This is a genomic window from Neorhizobium sp. DAR64872/K0K18, assembly GCF_050500175.1.
Classification (GTDB): Bacteria; Pseudomonadota; Alphaproteobacteria; order Rhizobiales; family Rhizobiaceae; genus Neorhizobium; species Neorhizobium soli.
This window is the reverse complement of record NZ_CP191446.1, coordinates 2,084,374-2,108,943: the sequence shown is the minus strand read 5'-3', so window position 1 is coordinate 2,108,943 and position 24,570 is coordinate 2,084,374. Positions and strand designations below refer to the sequence as shown.

Genomic DNA, 24,570 nt, shown 5'->3' with positions numbered 1-24,570 from the left:
TTGGCTTGTGGTCCGCCGCGATGACCTGACCATCTGACAATCCTTCATTTTCCGCAGTCCCGCCACGGGACATTAGGACCGTTTGTCCCGCGCCGGGACGTGACTTTTTTGTGCTCTTGGAGATGCTAAGATGACCGATCCATTCCTACCCCGGATTAAGGCTGCGCAACGCGATCTGATCGAAGATTGCGGCACCATGCGGCGCATCGAAGAGAAGTTCGGCTATTCGAAGTCGAACATTCAGCGCTGGGGCGATGCGAAATATCCCGACCTGATGACGATCGACGCCGTGCGCTTGTTAGAGGCGGACTGCGGAATTCCGCACGTGACGATGGTCATGGCAGAGGTAACCGGTCGTAGGCTCACTGACCCTGATCAGGAGCACGCATTCGCTGCCTGCGTCATGCAAAGTCATGCCGACCTGATGCGCGAAACCGCCGAGCTGGCCGGCAAGATGGCTCTCGCTTTCGCTGACGGCCATATGACGCCGGCAGAGGCAACTGCTGCGGATCGTGCTGCAGCACAAATGGAAGAAGCTGCGCGCCAGCTGCGCAGCGCGCTTGCGGTGGTGAAAGCCGCAGGCGGAGTAAAGGCCGGCCTGCGCGTTGTTGGGTCCGATTGATGCGTCGGCTTCGCAAGACATCCGTCGCGCCTGCCTCGGGGATTCTGTGCCCAGAATGCGGCACAAACTCTAGCAAGGTTACGGACAGTCGTGAGGCTCCAGGGGCGATCCGCCGCAGGCGAGAGTGTGTCCGGTGCGGTGGCAGGTGGTCAACCATTGAACGCGCTGTCGGTTTCAAGCCAGCGGAGCGGCGCTGATGGGTGAACCAATCCGCCTCGTCATCGTGACCGACAACGCCGAAAAGGCTGCTCCGGCAATTTTTGGAATGGCGCTCTCTCAGCTCCCGGGTTGGGTGCTTGTGATGACCGACTGGCAGGAAGTTGGGCAGATCGAGGACGGCACGCCCTGCATGGCCATCTGGTTCCAGAAAGCCGGCTTCGTCACGTTGACGGAACACACGTGGCGTGAACGCCGCCAGGTGGTGAAGCTCGATGATGATTTCCAACGTCATTTCGATCGGGTGACTGCGTGGCTCGAAAAGCGAGACGCTGCGGAACGTGAATTGCTGAAGGCTGCACTTATGGAAAGCGCCGAAGCTGAGGGCGTCATCACGCTTGAGGAAATCGTCCAGGCACAAAAAGCGCAGCGAGCGATCGAGACCTCGACCGTCAAGCGTTTCCCCAGCCAGTCGAAGTGGATCTGAGCATGAAAGAGCGCGTGCGCCTCGTTCTCATCATCGGTGCTTCCAAGATGGAGTGCTACCGAACCGCAAAAACATTCGACCTGGATTTCCTAAACGTCGATCGAATGCGCTTTGTCTGCGACCCCTATCATTTGCGCGGCTGGTCGCGAGGTACAGCATTTATCGCTCTCAATCGCCCCACCTGGCCGGAAAATCTCGACCTGGTTTTGCAGGCTCTCACGGTCAAGGGCCAGCTGCGGATCGCCAACGACCGCGATCTGGCTGAACTGCGTGCCGATGTCCCGTCCGCGGCACTCTCGCAGCAATCGTTGCAAAGAGAAGGGGCACGGAGATGAGCGAAGAGATATCGGTTTTCATCAAGGCTGCGCAGCTCCTGCCCGTTTCCGCAGCGGTAAACGCCCTCGGCCTCAAGTTGCCGAAAAAAGTCGATCAGGGTGGGCCGTGTCCCCGATGCGGTGGCAAGGATCGCTTCGCGGTCAACCTTGCAAAGGACGTGTGGGTTTGCCGAGGTTGCGATGCAGGCGGCCGCAATGGCCTCAGCCTGGTCGCGCATGTGCTGAAATACGATTTGCATTCGAGATCGGAGCTTCTGGAGGCGTCGGCTTTTTTGTCCGGCAAACCGGTTCCTGATGGGGCAGAGCGCGAGACTGCGGCTGCCCGTGCCAGAAGAGAGGCGAGTTTGCAGCTTGATCTGCAAAAGGCCGAATCTGATGCGGCGGAACGGCAGAAAAAGCAGGATGCATTTCGAGAAAAAGAGGTGCGGAAAGCGCGCGGAATATATCTCGGCGCGACCGTCGCGCCGCATGACGATGATCGGACTCTTCGGGAATATCTGCGTCTACGCACAGGCTGCGTGATCCCTGACACGGTTTTTGAGAACATTCGCTTTGCTGCGAGGCGGACCTACTGGCACGGGAATGATGAGCGTGGAAATCCAGTGTCTCACTATGTCGGGTACGCGATGATTGCGCCCTTCGTCGATACGGACGGTAAAATCACCGGCTGCCATGAGACATGGATCGACCTCTCGAACAGTCCGAAATACAGGCCCGACCTCGGCTGCGATAATGAGGATATCCCACTTCCCACAAAGAAGATGCGCGGCACCAAAAAGGGATCGTTGATCCCTGTATGCGGGGATCTACCGTCCACTCGCTGGGTTGGTGGCGAAGGCATAGAGACTGTCCTGGCCTTCGCCGGCTTTGACGGCTTTAGGCCGGACACGTTCTATTTTGCTACGGGCGATCTCGGAAACCTGGCGGGGCCTGCGGACCCAAAGAGCGCCTTCAACCACCCATCGCAAAGAGTAACGGACAAGCGCGGTCGGTCTCGGCCGGTACGGGTGCCGGGCATCGTCCCGAAGCCCGGTCAGTCAACCTCCGACGCCTATCAGGTGCCGCCGCATGTCGACGACCTGATCCATCTCGCCGACGGCGACAGCGAAGTTGTTTTCACGGTGGCCGCAATGAAGCGTGCCGCCGTTCGGTGTGCCCTGGAGGGCCGCTCTATCCACACACTATGGCCACCTGCAGGGGCGGATTTCGCCAGCCTTGGGGCTGAGAAACTGGCATTGGGGAACTGACGTGACGAAAGACAAAAAGACTGGCGTGCCCGATGACGTCATACGCGCAATTGCCGAAGTCGAGCAGCAGCGCGCGGCATACCGGGAGAACCCGGACCCTCTGCCGGTTTCGAATCCTATTGAGGAAGAGCAGTCCGCGCAGCTTTCGGCCGAAGAACTTCTCGACGAATGTGCTGCACAGCCTGAAACCGATATCGGAAATGGGACGCGAATGCTGATCCGCTTCGGTGATCGTATGCGGCATGTGAACAATATCGGGTGGCATGGATACGATGGTCGCCGTTGGCTGGAAGACGTGTCGGGCGCTGTTGTGCGCCAGTTCGCGCACAGAACGGCCGAATTCATCGACGATGAAGCCATCAAGCTGGATTGCAGCCCAGATGAGCAGGCGAAGATCGAGGCAGGCCGCCTGGCGCGTGAGGCAATCAAGAAGTTGGGAAAGCCGGGAAAAGAATGGACCTCGGAGCAACTCGCCGAGCTCGAACGGCTCCAGCAAGATGTCGATGCTATGGGCAAGGTCGAAAAGGATCGGTCGGGGCGGATATCGTCGCGCCATGCTCACGCGAAAAGCGCGGCCGGCACTTCCAAGATTGACAATATGCTGAAGGAATCCATTCCTTACTGCTCTCTCGACGTCGACGACATGAACATCGATTTGCATGCTGTCAATTGCAGGACCGGAACGCTTCGCTTTTTCTGCTCGGAGGTGGACGGGTTGGGAAAATGGCAGGTGCGCCTCGACCGACATAGCCCGTTGAACCTCATATCCAAACTAGCTGAAGTTGATTTCGATCCAAAATCCGGCTGCCACCTGTTCCAACAGTTCATGCAGCGCGTGATGCCGAACCCGGACTATCGCGCTTTCCTGCAGCGATATCTCGGCTATTGCCTTCTTGGCGTCACTTCCGAGCAATGCCTCCTGTTCTTCTATGGTGCGGGCCGAAATGGCAAATCCACGTTCATGGATCTTATGGTCGAAATCCTTTCGGACTATGCGGTTTCCATGTCCATCGACAGCTTTGCAGGTGACAGTAAGCGGGGAGGATCCGAGGCAACGCCCGACCTTGCACGCCTTCCAGGTGCCAGGCTTGTTGCAGCCGCCGAGCCTGAGATGGGTGTTCATCTGAAGGATGCGCTGATCAAGACGCTAACTGGCGGTGAGCCGATCGCTGTGCGACGTCTGCATAAGGACTTCTTCGAGTTGATCCCGCAGTTCAAAATCATCCTTTCAGGAAACCATAAGCCGATCATCCGAGACGACAGCGATGGCATCTGGCGGCGTGTGCACCTGGTCCCTTGGGAGATCCAGATACCCGAGGATGAGGTTGATAGAGACCTTCCTCGCAAGCTCCGTGCGGAGAAGGCAGGCATTTTCGCCTGGATGGTGAAAGGCGCCCTCGAATATCTTCAGACTGGTCTGAGCGTGCCGTCTGGTGTCAGGGCCGCAACTGCCGAGTATCGAGAAGAGAGTGACCCGATCGGCGCCTTCATAAGGAATGCGTGCCATGTGACGGGTAAAGAGGCTGACCGGGAAACACCGGAGGAGCTGTTCAACGCATATGTCCGCTACGCAAAGCGTGAAGGGTTGGCCGAATTCCGTCAGCCCACGTTCACGCGGCGATTACCTGACCAGACACGCAAGAGCTGGAAAGGTCTGGACGGGCTTATGTGCCAGTTTAAGCGAACTCGGTCGAACGGTACCGTCTATCTCGGCATATCGGTTCGCGAGGAATTCCGGCGCGACCACTCCGGTGATGGTCCGCCTTCTGGTCGGTTCGCTTCAGATGAGCCTTTCCCGGAGGATCTATGATGGAATTTACCCGGACCCCTCGCCGGACAGGCAGGGCAGACGCCTCGAAATCTGTCTCTAGTGCCTAATCAAAGGGTCGGGGTTGGACATCTAGGACAGCAAGACAAAGCCGAAGGGCAGGTAATCCAACAAAGGGTTTGGGGAATGATCGAAAGAAATCAGAATGTTATCAAGCGTGGACTGCTAGGACAGGTGTTTTGATGTTTTCCGTGATGCGTGCGCAAGCGCGCGAAATAAGATGTCAGTTCGGTAGAGTAAAAAGATGAGTGCCGGCCTCATTACATAAGGCAAGAACTATCTGTCCTATCTGTCCAATCATTGAAATTGTTATGTTTTAAGTGTCCAAACAGATGTTTTATCTGTCCTTTTGAAAAACCTACTCTGTCCAATCTGTCCAGAAAGCTAAAAGGAACTGAAAATGAAGAAAATTGGCATAGCTGAATTGCTGATTTGGGCCTTCTGCGACGAATTGCCGAAAGCAGGCATGACTGAAGGTGGTGGACCATCCATGGCTTCCAGCTCCGGGGCCTATGCGGAAATGTCAGTCCTGGGCACATTGGTCGACCGCAGCCCGAACGCTTTCGGCGTGCTTCCGTTATTCGCCTACGAAGGTGAGCCACACCAAGACGCGACTATCGCTGGCGAAGCCGTTCGAGAACTGAGATCCCGAAACTTTGAGGTAGCGAAAGGTTGGAACCCATTCCCGGACTGGTCGGACGAGCATGGTCTTATCGCAGCGGAAGTGGAGAGAGTTGTATCTGATCTCATCTCTGCCAGAAACCCTCGCCTGAATGGCCAGCAGATCGTCGCTCTGGTGACTAGCTGCGCTATCCTGAAGCGCGGCCCGGATTGGAGCGGCACCCAACCGAAGACCATCGTTTGCAGCAAAAATGGGAAGGATCCATCTTGGTTCGTCAAGCGCAGCATGATGAACAGTCTTGGTCGCATGGAAATGCGGGAGGTCGACGGCTTTGATTACCGGAGGCGCCGGCCGGCCAAAGATGCCTACAACAAACATCGCTTGGAGGGATCGATCGTGTCCGCGGTCATGTCTCGCCTCGATTGGCAAATCTGGCAATCGTCGCTTGAGGCGCTCCATGAGGCGCTTCAGGACCGTCTTACTGCCCATGATTTACTGCCATTCAACCCCGACAGGGCGCCATGGGCTCGGAATAGGAAAAATCGGGCTGAGATCGAAGCCATTGAAAACGTTCTATGATATATTTCGTTTACCCACTTGCGGCGCGACTGACATTTGGTGCATCTTAAGCACACTGTAAAAGGTTAGATAAACCCGCTGGCGGAAACGCCCGGCGGGTTTTTTGTTTCCAGATGGAGGCCGCCATGAACCCCGTCGCTGTAATGGCGGCACCCGCATGAGTGTCGAGTTTAAATTCGATGCTTCAGACTTTGCGAGGGTCGCGAAGATCTACGCAGCCATGCCGCGGGAATTGCAGCAGGTCGCGTTCAGGCGAGCAGCTGCCCGAGCACGAGGTGCGGTAGAACGAGACTATGCTCGTTTCGCATCGAAGGTGCTTAAGATTTCTCAGAGGTTGGTTCGCCAGCGTATGGGATCTAGGTTGGTAGGAGCGGACGTCATTCTCTCCGTACGTTCAACGAATATTTCTCTCAGTGAGATAGGCGCGAGCCAACGCGGTTACGGCGTGTATGTCCGTGGTCGCGGACGGTATGAGGGGGCATTCATCGCGCGCAAAAACTCGAAGGCTGCCGCAGGGCTGGTATTGCAGAGACAGACTGCCGCTCGTTTGCCAACGCAGATGATGTTCGGACCAAGCCCTGCCAATGCAATCCAGCGTACACCGCGAGACTACGAAGACTTGCTCGCGCAGATCGCCGCTGGTGAGTTTGCTCAGACCGTTCTCCAGCAGGCTGCCTTCCTCCTCGGCCGATCCGGGTGACCCCTCCGACCCCCTCGACCCCGGGGGGGGTACCCCCCCCGGTTCAGGGACCGTACCTCGGTTTGTATGCCAGACGGTCCCGGCGGAGCGCAGATTGCTGCCAGTTTTAGACGTCGAAACATTGGGTTAACGGGGTTAACGAGGTTAACGCTACCGGTTGACGGGTTAACGCTCCCGCTTCCTGGTCTTGGCGGCAAGCCGGAAGTGGTTTCATGTCCGACGTCATGTGGAGCATCACACAGATCGCGGCTCGCGATGGCGTGTCAAAAGCGGCTGTTTCGAAGACAGTCAAAAAGCTTGTCGAAGTTAGTCCGGATACGCCGGTCGAGCGCGGTGGGCAGGGTCAGGTGATGGGAGTTTCCCTCGCGCACTACGACCACTATCGGCAGCGTTTCATCAACCCGGCAAAGGCGACCGCGCCGATACGGACAGCCGCTGATGCAGCGCTGCCAGCAGGGCAGGCGCGAAACCCGATCGATCCGAGCGATACATTCGAGGAGGCTCGCCGCCAGTCAGAGTGGCTGAAGGTTGGCCGCGAGAAGATCCGGCATCAGGAAGATTGTGGACAGCTGGTAAGGCGGGATCGGATCGACGCATCGCTATCCAGCGCGGGTGCTGAGTTGCAGGCGATCATTCGTAGACTGCCAAACAGGGCCGACGACATCGCGATGGCGGTTTCGAAAGAGGGCGTTCATGGCGTTCGGGTTCTGCTTCGCCAGATCGCATTCGAGATCGGAAACCAAATGGCCGACAAGCTTGCAGAAATAGCCTTGTCTGCCCCTGAAACCGACGAGCTGCTTGAGGACGAAGAACGGTGACAGTCCATCCTGGCGCGCTTCGGATAGTCTCGTCGGTTCTGGCGGGCGCGATCCGGCCGCAGCCACCCGTACCGTTTCCGCTTTGGCTCACGAAAAACATCGTGCTGGTCGACGGGCCGAAGAAGGGGGAATTCTGGTCGGCTGAAGACGCGCCCTACCTGATCGAGATTGCCGAATGCCTTAGCCAAGAGCATCCAAGCAACCTGGTGACGGTCAGGAAATCTCAACAGACCGGTGTTTCCATCCTCGGCTTGGCCTGGATGCTCTACATATCTGAGGTCTGCCCGGACAATGCGCTCTACGGCGTCCCAGGCCTTGATGCGCTCCGGGACATCAACTCCGGCAAGATGCAGCCGCTGATCGACGAGTGGCAGAAAAAAACCGGAAAGGCGATTATCTATCCGACCACGCAAAGGAGTGGGGACGGGTCGACAACCTACGAGAAGAAGTTCCCTGGCGGCGCGATCTATCTCGCCAACGCCAACACAGTCATGGACCTCTCGGCCAAAACGACCCGGTATGGCGTGAAGGATGAGGTATCGAAGTGGCAAGAGCTGCCAAACGGCGCTGACCCTGAGAACCTCTTCTTCGGTCGCTTCACCGCTTTCCGCCGACAGAAGAGCTTTAAGATCTTCGAGCTTTCCACGCCCGAGCTTGATAGCGGCGACGAACTTGGCGAGGGCCCAGGGCACTGCCGCATCGATCGGTCTTTCCGGCGATCAGACAAACGGTTCTGGAATGTTCGTTGTGCGGAGTGCCGGAACGAACTTGTCCAGTGTGACGACTATCTGCGGATCGATCGCAAGCAGCCGCACAAAACCACGTTGGCCTGCCCATACTGTGGGCACCATCTCTCTGAAATGGAGCGGGTTGTAGCCGTAAGATCTGGTCGCTATGTCGCTACCGCCGAGGGGCCTGACAGGCATCCTGGCTTCAACGTCGATGCCTTTATGTCGTTGATGATGTCCTACGAAGCGATCGCGGAGGACAAGATCAACTTTGAGGCCAAAGGCGAGGCCGGGGCGAAGGACTACCACAATCTGGTTTTGGCGCTGCCTTACCAGATGAAAGGCAATGCACCCGACCACAAGCGTTTGATGGAGCGGCGGGAAGATTACCAGTCGAACGTCATACCCGCAGGTGGGTTGCTGTTCACAGCTGGCGCCGACGTCCAGGGATACGGGATCTTTTGTGAAGGCGTGGCTTTCTCTGAGGATCGCCAGACTTGGAATGTCTTCGCCGAATTCTTTGAGGGCGCAACAGACAATCCGCAGCAAGGTGCGTGGGTCCTGCTCGAGGAGTTCTTCGCCAGTGAGTTCTCCGACGCCCATGGCGTGCTGCGGAAGATCGAGGCTCTTGCAGTCGACAGCGGGTATCGCACCAACCAGGTGCTGGAATGGTGCCGTCGTCATCCGAACGCCTATGCGATCAAGGGTGTCGAAGGTCGGGGCGTTCCCGCGATCAGCGCGCCGTCGAACAAGTCAGTCAACAAGCGCGGGAAAAAGAAGCGGTTCGGATCAGCGCGAAGCTGGCCGGTCGGGACCTGGCCGCTGAAGGCAGAGTTCTACGGCAACCTCTACAAGATGGGACTGGCGGCTGGTGAAGCCACCGACCCGCCCGGCTACTGTCACTTTCACAAGGAACTTGGCGAGGAATATTTCCAGCAAATCACCGCGGAGTATTTCAAGCAGACCCTGGTGAAAGGGAAACTTCACGAGGAATGGCTGAAACGCCGACCCGACAACCATTTTCTGGATTGCCGGATCTACGCGATGGCCATGGCCGAGCACCTTGGCCTCTCGACCATGACGAAGGAGGCTTGGGCACGCCTGCGCGCGCAGCGGGAGCCGGAGATCGCGACGGACTTGCTATCCCCTGACAGCCACCAGGCGATAGCGGCTACCGGGCCGGTTGATGTGGTGAAGCCCGCGAAGACGGAGCTGCCGAAAAAGGAACGTCGCCGCAGCAGATGGGGCGCTTACGGGAATTGACAGGATGTCCGACAAGCCTCGCTTTCGCGTTCAAGCCGGCAGTTCGCCTACGGTTGCGAAGACTGTGGGCCGCTCGCCGGCTGAAATGCGATACCTTAACCGTGATAAGACCGGCGTTCTGTCGATGCGTCGGGCGATCCGTCGCGATGGCGGTACCGATGTTCGAGAGGCAGCGTGGCGTGCGTCGGCTCTTGCTTTCGATTTCATGCAAAACTCCGGGTGGATTGCCGGCGCTTGCGACCAGATGATCGTTGATACGATCGGTACGGAAGTGAAATTGAACGCAAGGCCCGATATTCTGCGCCTGGGTTATACCGAAAAGGAGCGATCCGATTGGTGCAAGCTCGTTGAGGCAGAGTGGCGCCAGCATGTGTGGAACCCCCGCGAGTTCGATCTTGCCGGAAAAGCAACACTTGCGGAGATGTGCGACGGCCTGATGCGCTACTTTATCGGTGGCGGCGAGGCCTTCGGCATTCTGTCTTTCCTGACTGAGCGCCAGCGTATCGCCTACGGCCTTCAGACTGGAACGAAGGTTACTCTTGTCGCTCCGCATCGCGTGCCACACACGACGCGGGAATTTGAGGGACTAGACGGCGGCATTTTCCATGATGCCAACGGCCGGCCAACCCATTGCCGGTTCTTGCGCAGAGACGGTGGCCTCGATACCGAATACGATTTGCCCTTCTACCTGCAGAACGGCTTGCCTCAAGTTCTTCACATGATGGATCGGGGGGACAATCCGGATAGCGCGCGCGGAATTTCGATTATGGCGCCTATCCTCAAAGTTATTGCTCAGAGCGATCAGCTTGCTGATGCCACTCTGGCGACAGCTTTGCTCCAGACGATCTTCGCCGCGGTCATCAAAAGCCCCGAGCCAAGCGAGCAAGCGTTTCAGGCGATCCAGACCTTGGCCGACACTGATGGAATCGACGGGGCTGGAGACCTGGCGCAGGACTTCATCGACGTCTGGGGGCAACGATTTGAGGCTTTGAAAAGCGGCGGCGTCAACCTGTCCGACTCTGCTCGGATCGCTCACATGGGTCCCGGTGAGGAGTTGGTGTTCAAGACAGCCGAAACTCCGGGGTCACAGTACATTCCGTTCAGCCAGAACCTGCAGCGGGAGATGGCACGGCGCCTTGGGGTCACCATGGAAAGCTTTTCCATGGATTTCTCGAAGGCGACCTATTCGTCGGTGCGCGTTGCTACCTCGACGGTCTGGCCGATCGCGCAGCGGCGCCGAGAACGGATTGTCGCGCCGTTCTGTCAGGGAGTTTACGAAAGCTGGCTCGATGAAAAGATTGCGCTCGGCAAAATCCCGTTCAAGGGTGGTTATCGGGCTTTCGCGGCGAACCGTGACCGGGTCTGTTGGACGGAGTGGCAGGGGCCGGCAAAACCGTCGGCGGACGACTACAAGAGCGCGATGGCATCGAAAGTTCGGCTCGAGGTCGGCGTCTCGTCACTTTCCGACGAATGCGCCGAATATGGCCGAGACTGGGAAGAAACCGCGGCACAGCGCGCGCGCGAGCTGAAAACTCTCACAGACAGCGGCCTTCCAAATCCATTCGAACGAATGAGTGGGGGAGCAGGGCCAGATGGCGCTGCTTCGGAAGGCAATCGTGAACCGGCAGGAGCCCAGTCATGAGCCAGGCAGATGAAGAGGATCTGATCGTCGTTATTGGCGGCAAGCCAGTCAACATCAATGATCCATGCGCCCTCTATCGGGCCCTGAAGGCCTACCGCACGCTTCTGGCAACCGGCGGTAGGGTTGAAGAGATTGAGGTCCGTTCGCCGCTTACCACACGGCGGACAAGGTTCTCATCCGGATCGAAGCCTGAAGACGTCGACCGTATGATGTCGGACGCGAAAGCCGCCTGCGAAACCTCGCTCGGCGTGACACCGAAACGAACCCGCTACGCGATCGGCGGCAGGTTCAAGCCCTACTGAGGTATCAACTATGGCAGCCATCCTTGCAGACGGAGTGCTTCGGCTCTCCGGCTATGTCGGAGACTATTACTACTCGGATGGGTTCACCTCTTCCGATGTCGTCGTTGCTCTCGCCAGCATCGACGATGCGGACGATCTGACGGTCCACCTGAATTCGGGTGGCGGCATCGCTACTGAGGGTGCCGCAATCCACGCGCTTCTGACGGCACGCTCCGGCACAACCGATATCGTTGTCGAGGGAATAGCAGCTTCGGCGGCATCACTGATCGCAATGGCTGGCGCAACCGTCACCATGTCGGCTGGCGCGGTGATGATGATCCACGATCCGAGCGGCTATACTTTCGGCAACAGTGCTGATCATTCCAAGACAATCGAGGCGCTCGAGGCGCTCGCGACTGCCTATGCACGCGTCTACGCGCAGAAGTCGGGTAAGAGCGCCGAGGAATGCCGGCAGGTCATGCGTGATGAACGCTGGCTGACCCCGCAACAGGCTGTCGAAGAAGGCTTTGCTGATGCGACGACAGAAACGAAGGCAGAACCTGTCGCCGCATTTGATTACCGCCTCTACGCGCACGCTCCAAAGCGGCTGACTGCGCTCGCAGCAAAGAAGAATTGGCGTCGCGAAGACGCTGATGAAAGCGCGGCGACCGCCGTCGCATCCAACCGGCAAACAATGGAGAAACCCATGTCCGGCAAAACCAACGGCGGGGACGATCCCGCCGACGTCGAAAAGTTGATCATGGATGCTGTCGCGGCAGACCGTGCTCGGCGCGGTACTGTGATGGCGCTTCCAGAAACTGAAGGCCGTGCAAAGCTCGCCGAACATCTGATCGACACGACCACGATGGACGTCAACGCCATTAAAGCCATCCTCGCTGCCTCCCCGCAGTCTGCTGAAGGGCAGGGCGATACTGGCCGCAGTGGTCAGCCTGACCCCGCAGCCTATGAGGCCAATCGAGCTGCTGGCGCCGGCGTCGCAGGCAAGCCGCAACAGCAGCCAACCGCGCACTCTGCCAGCCTGGTGGCGAATATGCGCAAGCTTATCGGAAAGGATGCAGCGTAATGGCTGAGATCAAAGAAGGCCGCTATGCCAGTGACTGGCTAAAGCGCGAAGCGGACAGCCACTTTTCGCGCGAAGAGATCATCGTAGCTTCTGGTTCCGGCAAGGTGCTCAGCGGTACCGTGCTCGGCAAGATCACGGCTTCCGGCAAGTACAAGCCGGTGACTGTGGCTGCGACCGACGGGTCGCAGAACGCGGCAGCGATCCTGCTGCACGCTGTAGACGCCACTGCGGCTGATGCACCCGGTGTCTCGATCTCCCGAGACGCAATCGTTGTCCAGCAAGGACTGCTTTACGGCGCAGATGTAGACACTGCCGCTGAACGGCTCGCAGTCCAGAACGCCCTGCGCGCGCTCAATCCACCCATTCTGCCCCGCGAAGGAGCGTGAGCCATGGAAACAATCCTCGATATCTTCAACAATGCCGCGTTCAGTGCAACGTCGCTCACTGAGGCGATCAATATCGTCCCGAACGATTACGGTCGCATCCGCGAACTCGGCATTTTCAGCTCCGAGCCGATCCCGACCACGTCTGTGATCGTCCAGTACGAGAACGGCCAGCTGAACCTGCTTCCGACCCGCGAACGCGGCGCCCCGCCGTCACTCGGCACGTCTCCGAAGCGTGGTGGTCGGCCATTCAAATGCTTTCACATTCCGCACGACGACTATGTCTATGCCGACGATGTGCAGAACGTCGTTGCGCGCATGGCATCCGATCGTGTGTTGGAATCTGTCATGGCGGTGGTCAATCGCAAGCAGATCGTCATGCGCCGCAAGCACTCGATCACGCTCGAACATCTGCGCATGGGCGCGCTTCGGGGCGAAATTCTTGACAGCGACGGCTCCTCGCTGCTGAACCTGTTCAACGAATTTGGCGTCACCCAGAAGGTCGTCGATTTCGTGCTCGGTACGGCCACGACGGACGTGAAGGCGAAGGCCCGCGATGTTACGGCCTACATGGAAGACAACCTTATGGGCGAGGTGATGTCGGGCGTACACGTCCTGGCGTCGCCGGAGTGGTATGCGAAGTTCATCGGCCACGCGAAGGTCGAAGAGATCTACAAGTACTACGACGGTCAGAACAACCCGCTTCGGCAGGATGTCCGCCGCGCCTTCCCGTTCCAGGGTCTCGTGATCGAGGAATACCGAGGCTCGGCACAGTACCTGCAGGAAGATGGCACTTACGCGACCCGCCGCTTCATTCCTGCCGGCGAAGCCATCGCCTTCCCGGTCGGTACCGTCGATACCTTCTCGACCTACTTCGCACCCGCCACGTTCATGGACACCGTGAACACGCTTGGCGAAGAGGTCTACGTTCGCCAAGCGATCGACAAGGACTTCGCGGAATGGGTCAAGCTGCGCAGCCAGTCGAACCCGCTCCCGATGGTCAAGCGCCCGGCGCTTCTTGTTCGGCTCACTTCCAGCAACTGAGGTCAAAACGATGCAGGTTAAGAACGTCAAGACTGGCGAAGTTGAAACGCTTCGCCACGGTCCGGCCGTTGATGCCGCGACAGCGGGCACCCACGAGTTCGTCAATGTTGACGAAAAGGGGAAACCTAAAGAGGAGAAGGCGAAGGCGAAGAAGCCGTCTGAGCCTGCCAAGTAGAATGTCTTGGTCTGATAATTTGGCGGGGACCGATAGCGCGGTCGCCGCCTATTTCGACGATGTTCTTTTCACCGCGGTCGGCATGAAAAAGCCCGCTCGTGATGTGAACGGGTCGACGGCTCCCGATCCGGATCGGCCAGCCTTCGACTTCATGGGCTCGATCGACAGCGAGCCGAGCTTCAATCAGATCGGTTCATCTGGCCGGACGTCTGCCTCCAGTATGGGTGACCGGCAGGTCGCACGAACATGCCTTACGGCGTTGGCTCGTGACTGGCCCTGGATGGTGCGTCAGGGCGACGCGATCAAAAGCGCCGGACAGAACTACAAGGTCGTAGCTACTCCAGATAGGGACGGTTCGGACCGGATCGTCATCTGGCTCAACAAGGTCTGATCCATGCTGTCCGCTGAAGCTATGCGCCTTGCTGCGATTGAGGTCCTGTGCCCGACTGCTGCGAAATCCTCCGACTTCGGTTGGCCGACACTCGCTCGTCACAGGGTCTACGATAGCTCGGAGATCCTTCCCGACGATCTTGACGACCAGTCTCCGTACACGCCATGCCTCTCGCTCTACACCGACGAAATTCGGGTTGAGCGGCGCGGGGACACGTCGCCGTCAAGCGAGGGATTCCCTGTTGCCGTCCTGGTTGTCATTGCCGAACTGGCAGTGGCCTCCGAAGGTGAGGATGGCGAGCCGCAAATCATGCCGCTCGTCGAAAACGACGCGCAGGCTCGGTTGGTCCTCGGTGCTCTTTGTGCTCAGGTTCGGCAGGCTCTGAGTTCGTCCGAGGCTGGCGACCTGTTTCGCAGGATCGTATCGTCAATCGAGGATCTGAGGATCGAACCCTATTCGCTTCCCCAGTTCGATATCAGGTGGATGCGTAACACCATGCGTTTCACCTGCAAGATCCGCGAAGACACTTTTCGCGAGGATGGTGGGATGCCTGAGCCGCTCCGGTCCCTATTCTTGCGTCTGCCTGAGGCGTCCTACGCTAAGGCAAGGCTTGCCGAACTGGACGCAATTTTCACCGCGCCCGCGAGAACGCCTCTTCAGCTGATCGGCATCACCAGCCGGGGGGCAGCAGGCGACCCGCCAGATGCGTCTGTCAACACCAGTCAGACCTGAACTCTTATCGGAGTGAGATCATGCAGCGCTTCAGGCTCAAGAGCCCTCAGCAGAACGTTCCTATGCCCGATCGAGGCGTAGGTTCACTCTTTACATCGGACAAGGCCGGAGAAGCCGTCGACCCGAAGAACCCCTATTACGCCCGGATGATTGCATCCGGCGAACTTATTCCCGCCGATCCAGATGATGCATCCGGCGGCTCCAGCAAGCCCTCGAAGGGAGCATAGTCCATGGCTGTCGGTTTCAACCTTATTCCCGGCAATATCCGGGCGCCCATATTTGCGTTCGAAATCAACTCCGGTGGGCAGTTCGAGAACGTCTCGCGTTTCCTTCTGGTGGGTCATGCCAACGCAGGGTCTTCCCTTCCCGCCAACGTTCCCGTTCGCTGCAACAATGTCGAAGAAGCTGTTGCTCTCGCCGGGCGGGGTTCGATGCTGGCGGAAATGCTGATCGGCACTCGTCTCAATGCGCCGGCACAGGACGTCTGGTTGCTGCCGGTTGAAGATGTCGGCACGGCTGAAGTCCGCGCCATCACTGTTAGCAACGTCCCGGGGAGTGGCGGTTATGCCGTTTTGCTGGTCGGCGATGAAGCGGTGGCTCTCACGATCAATCCTGGCGATACCGCCAACGTAGTTGCCGCAGCGATTGCCGCGGCGATCAACTCGTATCAGAACCCGCTCACCAAGTCGGGTTTGCCCTACACAGCCGTAGCAGCTGCAGGCGTTGTGACGCTGACAGCCCGGCACAAAGGGGTGATCTTCTCCACCGTCGACCTGTCGGTTCCGGTCGTAACCGGGGGCAACGCCTTCGCCGGCGTATTGGCATTCGCGACGACGACGCCCGGCACGGGATCACCGGATCTCTCGGCTGGGCTGGCCAGCCTCGGCGACGATCCGTTCGACTGGATTTTGTCGCCGTTCTCTGACTCTGCCAACCTTGCGCGGTATCAATCGGTGCTCTCCGACACGTCTGGTCGGTGGGCATGGAGCCGTCAGTCTTACGGTCATGTCTTCACAACGGTCACCGACACGACGTCCAACCTGACGACGCTGGGTCTTTCGATCGACAATCGGCATATCACCATCGTTCCGCGCCTGACTGGTGCTGGAAATGGTACTTTGCCGTGGGTTTTCCTCGCCGCGCTGATCGCCCGTGTCATTCCGTGGCTGTCTGCCGGAGATCTTGGCGATGTCAGCCGGAACCAGACAGGTCTGGTAGTCGAAGGTGTAAGCGCGCCGCGTGACCGCTCCAAGTGGTTCAACGACTACGCAACCCGAGACGCATTCCTCGGTACCGGCCTCTCGACGTGGACCGTACGCACAGATGGTCGTGTAACGATCGACAAGCTGGTCACCATGCAGCGTACTGATGGCTCCGGAAACGTCGATACGACCTTCCGCGACGTACAGGCGATCGGGCAGCTTATCTATGCGCTGCGCTATTTCAGGGAACGTCTGCAAGCTGAGCACGGCCGCAAGGCCATTGCCGACAGCAACCCGGGCAATCTCGCGTCGATCACGACTGTGGTCGATATCGCCAACACTTTCATCGCTGCCTACCGCTCGATGCCCGGGGTGCTTGAGAACTCGGCCGAGTTTGTTCGCCAACTCGATGTCCAACGAAACGTCAGCAACCCAAACCGGGTAGACGTCTACGCTCCGCTCGATCGCATCAACCCGCTCGATGTGATCGCTGCAAATGCCACCCTCTACGCTCAGTTCCGCGAAGCGGTTTAAACAGGAGTTCCCAGCATGCCAGGAAAAGATTTTGGCGGCGAGATGCGCCTGCGCCTCGCCGACGGCCGCAGTATGACGATGCGCGGCGCCTTCACCCTTGGTGCTTCCGGCATTTCGTCGGAGAGCGTTACCAATCAGGATGGCAGCGTTTCGCGGGTGGGGACACCACGGCCGCGCACGGCCGAGCTGTCGCTCGAGGACGATGGCACGGACGTCAACCTGCTGATGCGGGCGCCGCGGCAAGACATCTACATCACCGAGGATTTCACCGGCGTCAGCCACATATTCATCAAAGCAATGATCACCGGCGATCCGCGTAGCAATCGTGCCAACGGCGAGCTCACCGGCATCCAGATCGAGGCATCCGGGTACGATAGGCGGGGCTGATGAAGAATGTTCACCTTGGGCGGACCTATACGGTTGGATCTGCCGTTTTCGAAAGCCTCAGCTTTCGCGAACCGAAACTCGCGGACTATCGCCAAATTGGCAAGGCGATCGAGGTGCAGCGCGGCGTCGTGGTAACCTATCCGGACGCGATCTGGTCTTATGCAGACCGGCTTCTTCAGGTAACGCCGCCCGGTGCCTTAAACGAGCTCGACCTTGTCGACGCGCTCGCCGTCGAGGACGCGATCATCGATTTTTTTTCCGAGGCGAGCAAGCAATTGCACGAGCGCGGGAACTCGTCTTCCGCCTCGGCTGGAGACCCTCCGACGTCGACCCCCTGACGTTTGCCGAAATTGATTGGTGGTTCTCAGAGGCTGTCGATTGGGCGCGAGACAATAAGAGGACATAGCCAATGGCACGTGAAGTCGAGGCTCGGCTTAAGCTTTCCGCCGTCGATCGTACGGCGAAGGCATTTTCCGCAATCGAGCGTCGCTTGACCGCCGTCAATAGTAAGGCAACGGCGGTCAACCGTGCTCAAGCAGCGGTAGCGCGCACCATGGACGGCGCTATGCTCGCGTCGGCGAGGTTCCTTGCTCCAGCCATCATAGCTGCCGGAACTGCTGGTGCCGTGAAGCGATTTGCAAGCGTAGAGCGTTCGGTCGGCCGAATTGCTTTGACGGCCGGTGCCACTGCGGACGAAACAAAAGCCGCATTCTCAGTTATCGACAAAGCGGCCAGCGATTACGCGTTGGCACAAGACGAGATCGTTCGTGGCGTCGACAGCATGGTAGCGTCTGGCCGCAGCCTGCCCGAGGCCTTTGCTTTCCTTCCGTCTGTTGCTGCGACGGCTCAGGCCGCAGGCGCTGACATCGTCGAGATTGCCACCACGGCGGACGCGATCGGCAGCAATTTTGATATCGCTGGCAACAAAATGCAGGATGCCTTCGACATCTTGGCGACAGCCGGCAAGCTCGGGAAATTTGAGCTGAAGGATATGGCATCTTACCTGCCATCAATGGCTCCTGCTTTTGCAGCACTTGGGTATCGCGGCGAAACCGCCATCAAGAAGCTGGCCGGCTGGCTCCAGATTGTTAGAGCGAGGACTGGTTCTGCCAGTGAGGCTGCAACGTCGTTTTCGAACGTTCTTCAAAAGATGGAGACGAACGAGACGGCCACTAAGTTCAAGGAATTCGGGATCGATATTCGCAAGGAGATGGCCAAAGCCCGCAAAGAGGGCAAGGATCTCCTGCAGGTGTTCCTGGACATGACCAACAAGGCGATTAAGGGCGACCTTTCCAAGCTTCCGCAGCTGTTCGGTGATGCGCAGATGATCACCGGGATGCGCGCCATGATCCTTGGCAGTAGTGAGATGACTGGACACATGGAGGCGCTTGGCGCCGCAACCGGTACGGTCAAGCGCGATCTCGATGTGATCCTGAAGGACAGCCAGGCCGACATCGATCGCCTTTCTGCAAAATGGGATGGTCTTGTTAAATCTTTCGGTCGCGGCGCTGTCAGTATGGGCGCTACCGATCTGATGGAGGGTGCTGCAAACACTCTCGATTACCATTCGGCGGTCAATGAGGGGCTAGAAAAAAAGGGTGTCAATGGTTGGTGGAACCGGACAGTCTGGGGCTTAAGCAGTTCTCAGGACGAGAAGAACCGGATGGCTTATGATGCTGGCTGGCGTTCAACGCCTCTCAGCGATCAAGGCCCGATGGGTTCGAGCCCTGAACTTCCTTCGCGGCGACAAGAGGCTGCGCGTAGTTCGGTCATTCCGATCCCCCAAAGTCGCCCAGATCCGCGCATTCAACTTCCGGATCTCAAACTGGATCGTTTTGCGCCGATCGGAGCTGGCTACGTCAAAGGGCTGGAACGCAAGGAAATGGCCGACTGGCAAAAGGGTCGGGAGGCAACCTTGGCATCTCGAATGTCGGACATGGGCGGGCAGAACAGCTTCTTCCGTGTTCCGGCACGTGACGAATGGAAAGACGCTCTCAAGATCGATGTCGACAGCATGCGTCAGTCCGGCGATGCCGTTGCGGAAGCAGGTAAAACCGCTGGTCAGGAAATCGAGAAGGGGGCTGCCTTCTTCAAGGTTGCCGGCGTCGACGTCGGCGCGGCCATCATGCAGGCGGCGAACAAACTCTCCGACGCCGCCTCTCGTCTGAGCAACATCAATCTCTCGGTCGGCACGGCATCCGTAGCAGCGCCGAAGGCCAATGCTGACACAGGACGCAGTATGCCACCCTCAGCTGGTATGCCGGCTAAACCTGGCCCCTTCTGATCGGATGAATTTATGCGCAATTGGGAAACGACACTTCGCCGCGCATCATACCGTGGCGTTGCGTTCTGGGTTGATGCCGAAGACTTCAATTCGGGGAAACGCCTGGCGATCCACGAGTATGCTGGCGGCCGCCAAAGCTACATTGAGGAGATGGGCCTCCGAACCTCAAGCGTCGAGGTGACGGCCTACCTTGTAGGAGATGCGGCAGATATCGAAGCGCTAGGTCTGCAGGCCGCCTGTCAGGCTGCTGGCCCTGGGCTTCTGATGTTGCCGATCGATGGTGCTTCACTCGCATATGTCGAAGACTTTCGACGGATGCGGGAAAAGGACCGGTCTGGATACGTGGCTTTCGGCTTCCGAGCCATTCCGGTGAACAACACAGTCGGCGTGTCGATTGGTATTGGCGACGTCATGCTGGCTGTTGCGACCGGCATTGCATCCGCCGCATCTGGTTTTGCGAGGTTGTTCTAATGGCTGCAGATCAAACAGCGGTATTGTTGTGGATGACCGATATGGTCGCCGACGTCGTCACCGATGCGCTCGACAAGAGAGACCTAACGCGGCGGATTGCGGCCGCCCGGTCGCCATCAGTTCGTGAGTTTGCGCCTGAGATCCTGTCGATAGCGAAGGTAATTGGCGATAGCGTCATCTCGCTAACGGACTTCGATCGGATTTCTATTCCCTTGGCAGCGGACGGCGAAACGCGTGATGCTATGGCGATCGTCGAGGCTTTGGCCCTTTCGATCGCGGGCGCGAGGATAGACTGGCCTTCGAGGCCTGCAGCGCGCGCTGCTCGAAGCCGGATTGCGGCGGCCGGTGACATCGCACTTTCAGTTGCGTCCCGTCTGCGCAGCCCTGAGCTCTATGCGTGGCTCTCTGCGGTTGTCTCGATGTCGGTTCGAGTAGTCTCTGAAATTGCTGCGAACAGCGTGCCTGTCGTTAGGGTCGAAACCGAGATGTCTCTTCCGTCGACCCTCCTCGCGTACCGTCTTTACGGCAATGCGTCCCGGGCAGCTGGAGTGGTCGAAATAGCGCGCAGCGGGACGCCTTTACTCATGCCTTCTGCGTTTGACGCGCTTGCGAGCTGATCATGATCCTCGAGTTGATTACGGCGTCCGGACTTCCCGCTATCAAGACCGTCAGTGTCTCGGTTTCTGCCGAAGAGGCTGTTCGAACCGCGGCGCTCGATTGCGTGATTGTCGGAAGTGGCGTTCCTGTTGAGATTGGCCAGGAGGTGACGCTTGCTGCCAGCGGCGAGCCCGTACTCACCGGGTATGTTCGTGACATCGGTACCGGCTATGGGGCTGACACTCGAACCCTTACCGTCAGCCTTGTTTCCAAGACCGTAGACTTCGTCGAGTGCAGCGCGGAACATGCGACCGGCGAATGGCTGGACAAGGATCTCGGTGAGATCGCCGACGAACTTGATACCCTGGGTGTTGGCGTTGAGACCGACGGCTCCTCGTTTCCAAAGGAGCCAAGGCACAAGCTCGTCGTTGGGGAGAGCCCGTACTCTACGATCGAGCGCCGTGCACGCGGCAGGGGAGTGTTGATTTACGACACGCCGAAAGGCCGGATCAAGCTCGCAACCAAGCCCGAAGGAACTCATGCTGGTACTTTAAGGCGAGGTGAGAATATACTTCCCGGGGCGACGGCACGGTTTACGGAACGCGGCCGCCACAGCGAGGTCAAAGTGCGCGGCCAAGCGAGCGGTGGCACTGAGAAGGAAGCGCTCCGGCCGGAGACGATCGCTCGCGATAGCTCTCTTCAGCGTCGCCGGCCTGTGATCCTCCGTCTGGAGGGCGAAACGACGGTCGATCGGATGAAGAAGCGGGCCGAGTGGCAAGCGAACCGCGCTGCCGGGAATGCGGTGACTGCCAATTTGCCTGTGACCGGTTGGCGAGATGCAGGGGGCAAGATCTGGTCCCCGAACTGGCTTGTCCGGGTAGAGGATGACTGGCTCGGCCTTGAGGGGTTGATGATTATTAAAGCTGTTGAGCTCACCCAGAGTGATGAGGGCACGAAGGCTGTTCTGTCTTTGGCCGACCCTCGCGCGCTTGGTGGCGACAATCCACGTGGGAAGTCGGCCGGTGGCTATGGCGCCCCTGGCGCAATCGAGGCGGAGTATCAGGACGAATGAGCGGTGCCCGTATAGAGCTCGACGGCGTAGTCACCGAAGAAGGTGGCCAACAGTTTCTTTCGGGCCGCGGGACATTTTCCGACGGATATACCAAGATCCATCGGATTGAACCGCACGGTTTCATGTCGAACCCCGTCAAGGGCGCGAAGGCCTTGCTGCTGTCGCCAAACGGAAATCCTGATGAGGCTTACATTGTCGGTGGCGAGCATCCAGAGCATCGGCCTGCAGGACTACCTGCGGGTGCCGCGGCTCTTTATGACGCCTCGGGCAACATCATCAAACTGATTGGATCCGGCGTTGTTTTTGACTTCGGGTCGAGGACGGCCATGCTGACTGCTGGCGACTGGACGATCAACTGCTCCAGCGGCGTCACAATCAACAGCCCGACGGTCACCGTCAACGGAAACATACAGCTGAACGGCAGCCTGTCGGCCACGGGATCGGTCACAGACGGCGATGGTGATGGTGGTGCCTGATCATGTTGAGAATTCTTCCTATCGAAGACACCCGCGAGCCTTATCGCGCGCCAGATCTCCTCTGGGACGGTATCACCGGCGACTTGGCAATCAATGCTCTCACGCACCAATCCGCTCCCGGTGACTTGCGTGCAGAGCAGGGTCTCGCAACGCAAGTTCTGATCAGTCTGATGACTGATCGCCGCGTCGAGCCTGAAGAGCTTCGGTCCGGAGACGAAAACCGAGGCTGGCTTGGTGACAGTTTTGATGTCGCAGTCGGCGAAAGCCCGATCGGCTCGCGGCTATGGCTGCTTCGCCGTTCGGCGATATACGAGGGCATAGAGGTCGCGGTTGAAGACTACGTCCGTGAGGCGCTTCAGCCGGTGATGGATCAACAGGCTGCCGTCTCCGTCGACGTCGTTGTCGTTGTCGACCGGCCGAGAAATCGGGTCGAGTTTCAAGTGTCGCTATTCGGGCGGCGTGGTGAGCTGGCCTTCGATCAAAAATTCGAATTGCTTTGGAGGCAGGTGAATGGCGTGGTCAATCCGATCGCTCGCTGATGGATCGGCGCGGCTGCGCGGTACTTTCCGTCAGTATATGCCGGGAACGGACTCTGCGCTCAAAAACAACTTCGTCACCGTCACCGTAAAGGTCTTGGCGGCGATGGCGCACGAGTTTGAACTGCGTATGGCATATCTGTCGACGCAGATGTTCCTTGTAACAGCGACCGGGCAGTATCTAGTGATGCTTGCCTCCGATGTAGGAATTTACCGCAAGGCAGCCTCGGCCGCGACCGGACGAATTGTTGGAGCAGGTCGACCCGGCACGACCTACCCGGCGGGGGTACGCTTCATCTCTGGTCGTAATACCTACGTTTCGACAGCAGCAGCAGTTGCAGGTGGAAATGGCGCCGTCTCGTTGAATGTTCGGTCGGAAGATCTGGCGGCTGCAACCAATCGCGACGCGGATGGTTCACTCGCGCTCGCGGATCCGGTGTTGTGGCCGACATTGTCCGGCGAGTGGACCGTAATGGCCGGCGGCCTGGGCGGTGGCGCCGATGCTGAAGGTGATGAGTCTCTCCGGGCGCGTGCACTCCAAAGGAAGCGTAATCCTCCTGGCGGTGGCACCCTGACTGATTATGAGCGCGTCGCGCTGTCCGTTCCTGGAGTGGTGAAAGCGTGGGCCTATCGGGACACACTGGCGCCCGGCTTTCTGGTAACATTCTTTCTTTTCGAGGGCCGTGAGAACCTCATCCCGCAACCTTCGGACGTTGCTGCGGTTCAAGCGGCAATCGACGCTGAACGGCTTATCCGAGTCGACGACAGCGTTGCCCAGACTCCAGTTCCGCATACGGTGGATATCGTCGTGAGCGGCTTGGCGTCGGACACCGATGATCTTCGCTCCGCAATCGAAATCAACCTTCGCAAGATGCTTCCCGAGAGGTGCCGGCCTGGAATTCCGGCGAACCCGTTCACGCTGTCGCGTTCGTGGATATCCGAAACTATCTCGCAGACTGCGGGTGAAGATCGGCATGCCCTTGTTCAGCCGGCAGCTGACATTGTCCTGACGAACGGTGAGTTTCCAGTGTTGGGGACAATTCTCTATGTCTCGTGACACTGCTCTTCGCACGCTCACCAACACAGCATCGATCGGACCTGCCGCGGTACACCCGCCTGCACCCCATGATGCTCTCGCCCGACCGACCAATGAAGATTTGATTGGAGCTGGATTATCCCTATGGCCGCAAGGCCCGGCTTGGGGATCTCCAGATGGTCAGGCAGTCGACCTCGGCAGCAATCTGGCGCGGTTCACGCGCGTCTTGATTGATCCGTTCGTATGGCTTTACGGAAGAGCCTTTCAGCTTGCTCGTGAAGCGACGGTATCGGGAGTCTTCGATCTTCTCAAGGAATGGGAGACAGATTATGGCCTGCCAGATACCTGCGCTACCGATATCTCCACTACAGCGGAGCGGATCAGGGCGCTCGAGGCGAAGGTCAATAGTCAAGCGGTCCTGACGCCTTCTGACTTTATTCGCGTCGCTGCTGCATATGGCTTCACGATTGCGATTGAGGAACCGGCAATATTCGAATGCGGCTTCTCCGAAATTGGAGGGGCCGAACACGAAATCGGATCTCCTCGCGAGGAAATTTACTGGGTCGTCTACGTCGAAAATCTAGCCGTGGACTATTTCCGTGCAGGCGAGAGCGAGCTTGGTCTCGACCCCCTTTTTTCGATCGGGGACGGTGAGCGTCTGCTCTGTATTTTGGAGCGGATCGCCCCCGCGTGGACCATTCCTGTGCTTTCGCTCGACGCTCTCCAGCCTCCCTTCACGCCGCCGGATGGTACGGCGTGGGTCTACATCGATGGCACTTACCCGCGAGAGTTCGTCACATTCGACAACGACTTTGTCTACGCAGATCTTTGATACGCTAACCAAGGCGGATTTTACCT

At 58.6% G+C, this 24,570-nt stretch carries 30 protein-coding genes; all 30 read left to right on the top strand.

All coding sequences use genetic code 11. The annotated features are described in order from the left end of the window. The first annotated feature begins 130 nt into the window (after positions 1–130). The 30 genes from ACQY1P_RS15790 to ACQY1P_RS15645 all read left to right on the top strand — a co-directional run bounded on the left by ACQY1P_RS15790 (position 131) and on the right by ACQY1P_RS15645 (position 24,544). Positions 131–622: a hypothetical protein gene (locus ACQY1P_RS15790; RefSeq protein ID WP_430254296.1), complete on the top strand. Its 492-nt coding sequence runs from the start codon at positions 131–133 to the stop codon at positions 620–622. Continuing rightward, positions 622–819 carry a hypothetical protein gene (locus ACQY1P_RS15785; protein WP_430254294.1) on the top strand — a complete coding sequence of 66 codons (198 nt, stop codon included), beginning with the start codon at positions 622–624 and terminating at the stop codon, positions 817–819. Before ACQY1P_RS15790 ends, ACQY1P_RS15785 begins: the two co-directional genes overlap by 1 nt. After that, positions 819–1,265 (top strand): hypothetical protein, encoded by a 447-nt coding sequence (locus tag ACQY1P_RS15780; protein ID WP_430254292.1) that lies wholly within the window; start codon positions 819–821, stop codon positions 1,263–1,265. Before ACQY1P_RS15785 ends, ACQY1P_RS15780 begins: the two co-directional genes overlap by 1 nt. A 2-nt stretch (positions 1,266–1,267) precedes the next feature. Next, positions 1,268–1,600 carry a hypothetical protein gene (locus ACQY1P_RS15775; protein ID WP_430254290.1) on the top strand — a complete coding sequence of 111 codons (333 nt, stop codon included), beginning with the start codon at positions 1,268–1,270 and terminating at the stop codon, positions 1,598–1,600. After that, positions 1,597–2,847: a DUF7146 domain-containing protein gene (locus tag ACQY1P_RS15770; RefSeq protein ID WP_430254288.1), complete on the top strand. Its 1,251-nt coding sequence runs from the start codon at positions 1,597–1,599 to the stop codon at positions 2,845–2,847. The genes ACQY1P_RS15775 and ACQY1P_RS15770 overlap by 4 nt, the downstream gene beginning before the upstream one ends. Position 2,848: 1 nt before the next feature. After that, positions 2,849–4,657, top strand: a complete 1,809-nt coding sequence (locus ACQY1P_RS15765) for a phage/plasmid primase, P4 family (RefSeq protein WP_430254286.1) — start codon at positions 2,849–2,851, stop codon at positions 4,655–4,657. Positions 4,658–5,075: 418 nt separating this feature from the next. Continuing rightward, on the top strand, positions 5,076–5,876 hold the full coding sequence (locus tag ACQY1P_RS15760; protein ID WP_430254284.1) for a hypothetical protein: 801 nt from the start codon (positions 5,076–5,078) through the stop codon (positions 5,874–5,876). Between the two features lie 157 nt (positions 5,877–6,033). Then, positions 6,034–6,576 (top strand): hypothetical protein, encoded by a 543-nt coding sequence (locus tag ACQY1P_RS15755; RefSeq protein ID WP_430254282.1) that lies wholly within the window; start codon positions 6,034–6,036, stop codon positions 6,574–6,576. A 212-nt stretch (positions 6,577–6,788) separates the two neighbouring features. Beyond that, the gene (locus ACQY1P_RS15750) at positions 6,789–7,394 is read left to right on the top strand and encodes a hypothetical protein (RefSeq protein WP_430254280.1); all 606 of its coding nucleotides are present in this window, start codon (positions 6,789–6,791) and stop codon (positions 7,392–7,394) included. 101 nt (positions 7,395–7,495) lie between these two features. Beyond that, positions 7,496–9,385: a terminase gpA endonuclease subunit gene (locus tag ACQY1P_RS15745; RefSeq protein WP_430254278.1), complete on the top strand. Its 1,890-nt coding sequence runs from the start codon at positions 7,496–7,498 to the stop codon at positions 9,383–9,385. Between the two features lie 4 nt (positions 9,386–9,389). Next, positions 9,390–11,027, top strand: a complete 1,638-nt coding sequence (locus ACQY1P_RS15740) for a phage portal protein (RefSeq protein WP_430254276.1) — start codon at positions 9,390–9,392, stop codon at positions 11,025–11,027. After that, entirely contained in the window at positions 11,024–11,329 is a 306-nt protein-coding gene (locus ACQY1P_RS15735) for a hypothetical protein (protein WP_430254274.1), read from the top strand. Before ACQY1P_RS15740 ends, ACQY1P_RS15735 begins: the two co-directional genes overlap by 4 nt. A gap of 10 nt (positions 11,330–11,339) precedes the next feature. Next, entirely contained in the window at positions 11,340–12,392 is a 1,053-nt protein-coding gene (locus ACQY1P_RS15730) for a head maturation protease, ClpP-related (protein WP_430254272.1), read from the top strand. Continuing rightward, positions 12,392–12,778, top strand: a complete 387-nt coding sequence (locus ACQY1P_RS15725) for a head decoration protein (RefSeq protein ID WP_430254270.1) — start codon at positions 12,392–12,394, stop codon at positions 12,776–12,778. Before ACQY1P_RS15730 ends, ACQY1P_RS15725 begins: the two co-directional genes overlap by 1 nt. Positions 12,779–12,781: 3 nt before the next feature. Continuing rightward, positions 12,782–13,819: a major capsid protein gene (locus ACQY1P_RS15720; protein WP_430254268.1), complete on the top strand. Its 1,038-nt coding sequence runs from the start codon at positions 12,782–12,784 to the stop codon at positions 13,817–13,819. Positions 13,820–13,829: 10 nt separating this feature from the next. Then, complete coding sequence (locus tag ACQY1P_RS15715) at positions 13,830–13,994, top strand: hypothetical protein (protein WP_430254266.1); 165 nt, start codon at positions 13,830–13,832, stop codon at positions 13,992–13,994. Position 13,995: 1 nt separating this feature from the next. Beyond that, positions 13,996–14,385: a hypothetical protein gene (locus tag ACQY1P_RS15710; RefSeq protein WP_430254264.1), complete on the top strand. Its 390-nt coding sequence runs from the start codon at positions 13,996–13,998 to the stop codon at positions 14,383–14,385. Positions 14,386–14,388: 3 nt separating this feature from the next. After that, on the top strand, positions 14,389–15,117 hold the full coding sequence (locus ACQY1P_RS15705) for a hypothetical protein (protein ID WP_430254263.1): 729 nt from the start codon (positions 14,389–14,391) through the stop codon (positions 15,115–15,117). Between the two features lie 20 nt (positions 15,118–15,137). Beyond that, positions 15,138–15,344: a hypothetical protein gene (locus ACQY1P_RS15700; protein ID WP_430254261.1), complete on the top strand. Its 207-nt coding sequence runs from the start codon at positions 15,138–15,140 to the stop codon at positions 15,342–15,344. 3 nt (positions 15,345–15,347) lie between these two features. Beyond that, entirely contained in the window at positions 15,348–16,853 is a 1,506-nt protein-coding gene (locus tag ACQY1P_RS15695) for a hypothetical protein (protein ID WP_430254260.1), read from the top strand. A gap of 15 nt (positions 16,854–16,868) precedes the next feature. Beyond that, positions 16,869–17,240 (top strand): hypothetical protein, encoded by a 372-nt coding sequence (locus tag ACQY1P_RS15690; RefSeq protein ID WP_113110237.1) that lies wholly within the window; start codon positions 16,869–16,871, stop codon positions 17,238–17,240. Further along, a complete protein-coding gene (locus ACQY1P_RS15685; RefSeq protein ID WP_430254258.1) occupies positions 17,240–17,578 on the top strand; it encodes a phage tail assembly protein in 339 nt (112 codons plus the stop codon). Before ACQY1P_RS15690 ends, ACQY1P_RS15685 begins: the two co-directional genes overlap by 1 nt. A gap of 71 nt (positions 17,579–17,649) precedes the next feature. Continuing rightward, positions 17,650–19,524 (top strand): phage tail tape measure protein, encoded by a 1,875-nt coding sequence (locus ACQY1P_RS15680; protein WP_430254256.1) that lies wholly within the window; start codon positions 17,650–17,652, stop codon positions 19,522–19,524. Between the two features lie 12 nt (positions 19,525–19,536). Further along, a complete protein-coding gene (locus ACQY1P_RS15675) occupies positions 19,537–19,995 on the top strand; it encodes a DNA circularization N-terminal domain-containing protein (RefSeq protein WP_430254254.1) in 459 nt (152 codons plus the stop codon). A 41-nt stretch (positions 19,996–20,036) separates the two neighbouring features. After that, positions 20,037–20,612, top strand: coding sequence for a hypothetical protein (locus tag ACQY1P_RS15670; protein ID WP_430254253.1), 576 nt, complete (start codon positions 20,037–20,039; stop codon positions 20,610–20,612). Between the two features lie 2 nt (positions 20,613–20,614). After that, positions 20,615–21,664 (top strand): phage baseplate assembly protein, encoded by a 1,050-nt coding sequence (locus ACQY1P_RS15665; RefSeq protein WP_430254251.1) that lies wholly within the window; start codon positions 20,615–20,617, stop codon positions 21,662–21,664. Beyond that, positions 21,661–22,140, top strand: coding sequence for a phage baseplate assembly protein domain-containing protein (locus ACQY1P_RS15660; RefSeq protein WP_430254249.1), 480 nt, complete (start codon positions 21,661–21,663; stop codon positions 22,138–22,140). Before ACQY1P_RS15665 ends, ACQY1P_RS15660 begins: the two co-directional genes overlap by 4 nt. Positions 22,141–22,142: 2 nt before the next feature. After that, a complete protein-coding gene (locus ACQY1P_RS15655) occupies positions 22,143–22,679 on the top strand; it encodes a phage GP46 family protein (protein WP_430254247.1) in 537 nt (178 codons plus the stop codon). Next, entirely contained in the window at positions 22,651–23,733 is a 1,083-nt protein-coding gene (locus tag ACQY1P_RS15650; RefSeq protein WP_430254245.1) for a baseplate J/gp47 family protein, read from the top strand. Before ACQY1P_RS15655 ends, ACQY1P_RS15650 begins: the two co-directional genes overlap by 29 nt. Then, entirely contained in the window at positions 23,723–24,544 is an 822-nt protein-coding gene (locus tag ACQY1P_RS15645; RefSeq protein WP_430254243.1) for a hypothetical protein, read from the top strand. The genes ACQY1P_RS15650 and ACQY1P_RS15645 overlap by 11 nt, the downstream gene beginning before the upstream one ends. The last annotated feature ends 26 nt before the right edge of the window (positions 24,545–24,570 follow it).

Excerpts from the sequence above, each read along its gene's own strand:
- ACQY1P_RS15790 (WP_430254296.1), top strand. The coding sequence starts at position 131 with ATGACCGATCCATTCCTACCCCGGATTAAGGCTGCGCAACGCGATCTG.
- ACQY1P_RS15785 (WP_430254294.1), top strand. The coding sequence starts at position 622 with ATGCGTCGGCTTCGCAAGACATCCGTCGCGCCTGCCTCGGGGATTCTG.
- ACQY1P_RS15780 (WP_430254292.1), top strand. The coding sequence starts at position 819 with ATGGGTGAACCAATCCGCCTCGTCATCGTGACCGACAACGCCGAAAAG.
- ACQY1P_RS15775 (WP_430254290.1), top strand. The coding sequence starts at position 1,268 with ATGAAAGAGCGCGTGCGCCTCGTTCTCATCATCGGTGCTTCCAAGATG.
- ACQY1P_RS15770 (WP_430254288.1), top strand. The coding sequence starts at position 1,597 with ATGAGCGAAGAGATATCGGTTTTCATCAAGGCTGCGCAGCTCCTGCCC.
- ACQY1P_RS15760 (WP_430254284.1), top strand. The coding sequence starts at position 5,076 with ATGAAGAAAATTGGCATAGCTGAATTGCTGATTTGGGCCTTCTGCGAC.
- ACQY1P_RS15755 (WP_430254282.1), top strand. The coding sequence starts at position 6,034 with ATGAGTGTCGAGTTTAAATTCGATGCTTCAGACTTTGCGAGGGTCGCG.
- ACQY1P_RS15750 (WP_430254280.1), top strand. The coding sequence starts at position 6,789 with ATGTCCGACGTCATGTGGAGCATCACACAGATCGCGGCTCGCGATGGC.
- ACQY1P_RS15740 (WP_430254276.1), top strand. The coding sequence starts at position 9,390 with ATGTCCGACAAGCCTCGCTTTCGCGTTCAAGCCGGCAGTTCGCCTACG.
- ACQY1P_RS15735 (WP_430254274.1), top strand. The coding sequence starts at position 11,024 with ATGAGCCAGGCAGATGAAGAGGATCTGATCGTCGTTATTGGCGGCAAG.
- ACQY1P_RS15730 (WP_430254272.1), top strand. The coding sequence starts at position 11,340 with ATGGCAGCCATCCTTGCAGACGGAGTGCTTCGGCTCTCCGGCTATGTC.
- ACQY1P_RS15725 (WP_430254270.1), top strand. The coding sequence starts at position 12,392 with ATGGCTGAGATCAAAGAAGGCCGCTATGCCAGTGACTGGCTAAAGCGC.
- ACQY1P_RS15720 (WP_430254268.1), top strand. The coding sequence starts at position 12,782 with ATGGAAACAATCCTCGATATCTTCAACAATGCCGCGTTCAGTGCAACG.
- ACQY1P_RS15715 (WP_430254266.1), top strand. The coding sequence starts at position 13,830 with ATGCAGGTTAAGAACGTCAAGACTGGCGAAGTTGAAACGCTTCGCCAC.
- ACQY1P_RS15710 (WP_430254264.1), top strand. The coding sequence starts at position 13,996 with ATGTCTTGGTCTGATAATTTGGCGGGGACCGATAGCGCGGTCGCCGCC.
- ACQY1P_RS15705 (WP_430254263.1), top strand. The coding sequence starts at position 14,389 with ATGCTGTCCGCTGAAGCTATGCGCCTTGCTGCGATTGAGGTCCTGTGC.
- ACQY1P_RS15700 (WP_430254261.1), top strand. The coding sequence starts at position 15,138 with ATGCAGCGCTTCAGGCTCAAGAGCCCTCAGCAGAACGTTCCTATGCCC.
- ACQY1P_RS15695 (WP_430254260.1), top strand. The coding sequence starts at position 15,348 with ATGGCTGTCGGTTTCAACCTTATTCCCGGCAATATCCGGGCGCCCATA.
- ACQY1P_RS15690 (WP_113110237.1), top strand. The coding sequence starts at position 16,869 with ATGCCAGGAAAAGATTTTGGCGGCGAGATGCGCCTGCGCCTCGCCGAC.
- ACQY1P_RS15685 (WP_430254258.1), top strand. The coding sequence starts at position 17,240 with ATGAAGAATGTTCACCTTGGGCGGACCTATACGGTTGGATCTGCCGTT.
- ACQY1P_RS15680 (WP_430254256.1), top strand. The coding sequence starts at position 17,650 with ATGGCACGTGAAGTCGAGGCTCGGCTTAAGCTTTCCGCCGTCGATCGT.
- ACQY1P_RS15675 (WP_430254254.1), top strand. The coding sequence starts at position 19,537 with ATGCGCAATTGGGAAACGACACTTCGCCGCGCATCATACCGTGGCGTT.
- ACQY1P_RS15670 (WP_430254253.1), top strand. The coding sequence starts at position 20,037 with ATGGTCGCCGACGTCGTCACCGATGCGCTCGACAAGAGAGACCTAACG.
- ACQY1P_RS15665 (WP_430254251.1), top strand. The coding sequence starts at position 20,615 with ATGATCCTCGAGTTGATTACGGCGTCCGGACTTCCCGCTATCAAGACC.
- ACQY1P_RS15660 (WP_430254249.1), top strand. The coding sequence starts at position 21,661 with ATGAGCGGTGCCCGTATAGAGCTCGACGGCGTAGTCACCGAAGAAGGT.
- ACQY1P_RS15655 (WP_430254247.1), top strand. The coding sequence starts at position 22,143 with ATGTTGAGAATTCTTCCTATCGAAGACACCCGCGAGCCTTATCGCGCG.
- ACQY1P_RS15650 (WP_430254245.1), top strand. The coding sequence starts at position 22,651 with ATGGCGTGGTCAATCCGATCGCTCGCTGATGGATCGGCGCGGCTGCGC.
- ACQY1P_RS15645 (WP_430254243.1), top strand. The coding sequence starts at position 23,723 with ATGTCTCGTGACACTGCTCTTCGCACGCTCACCAACACAGCATCGATC.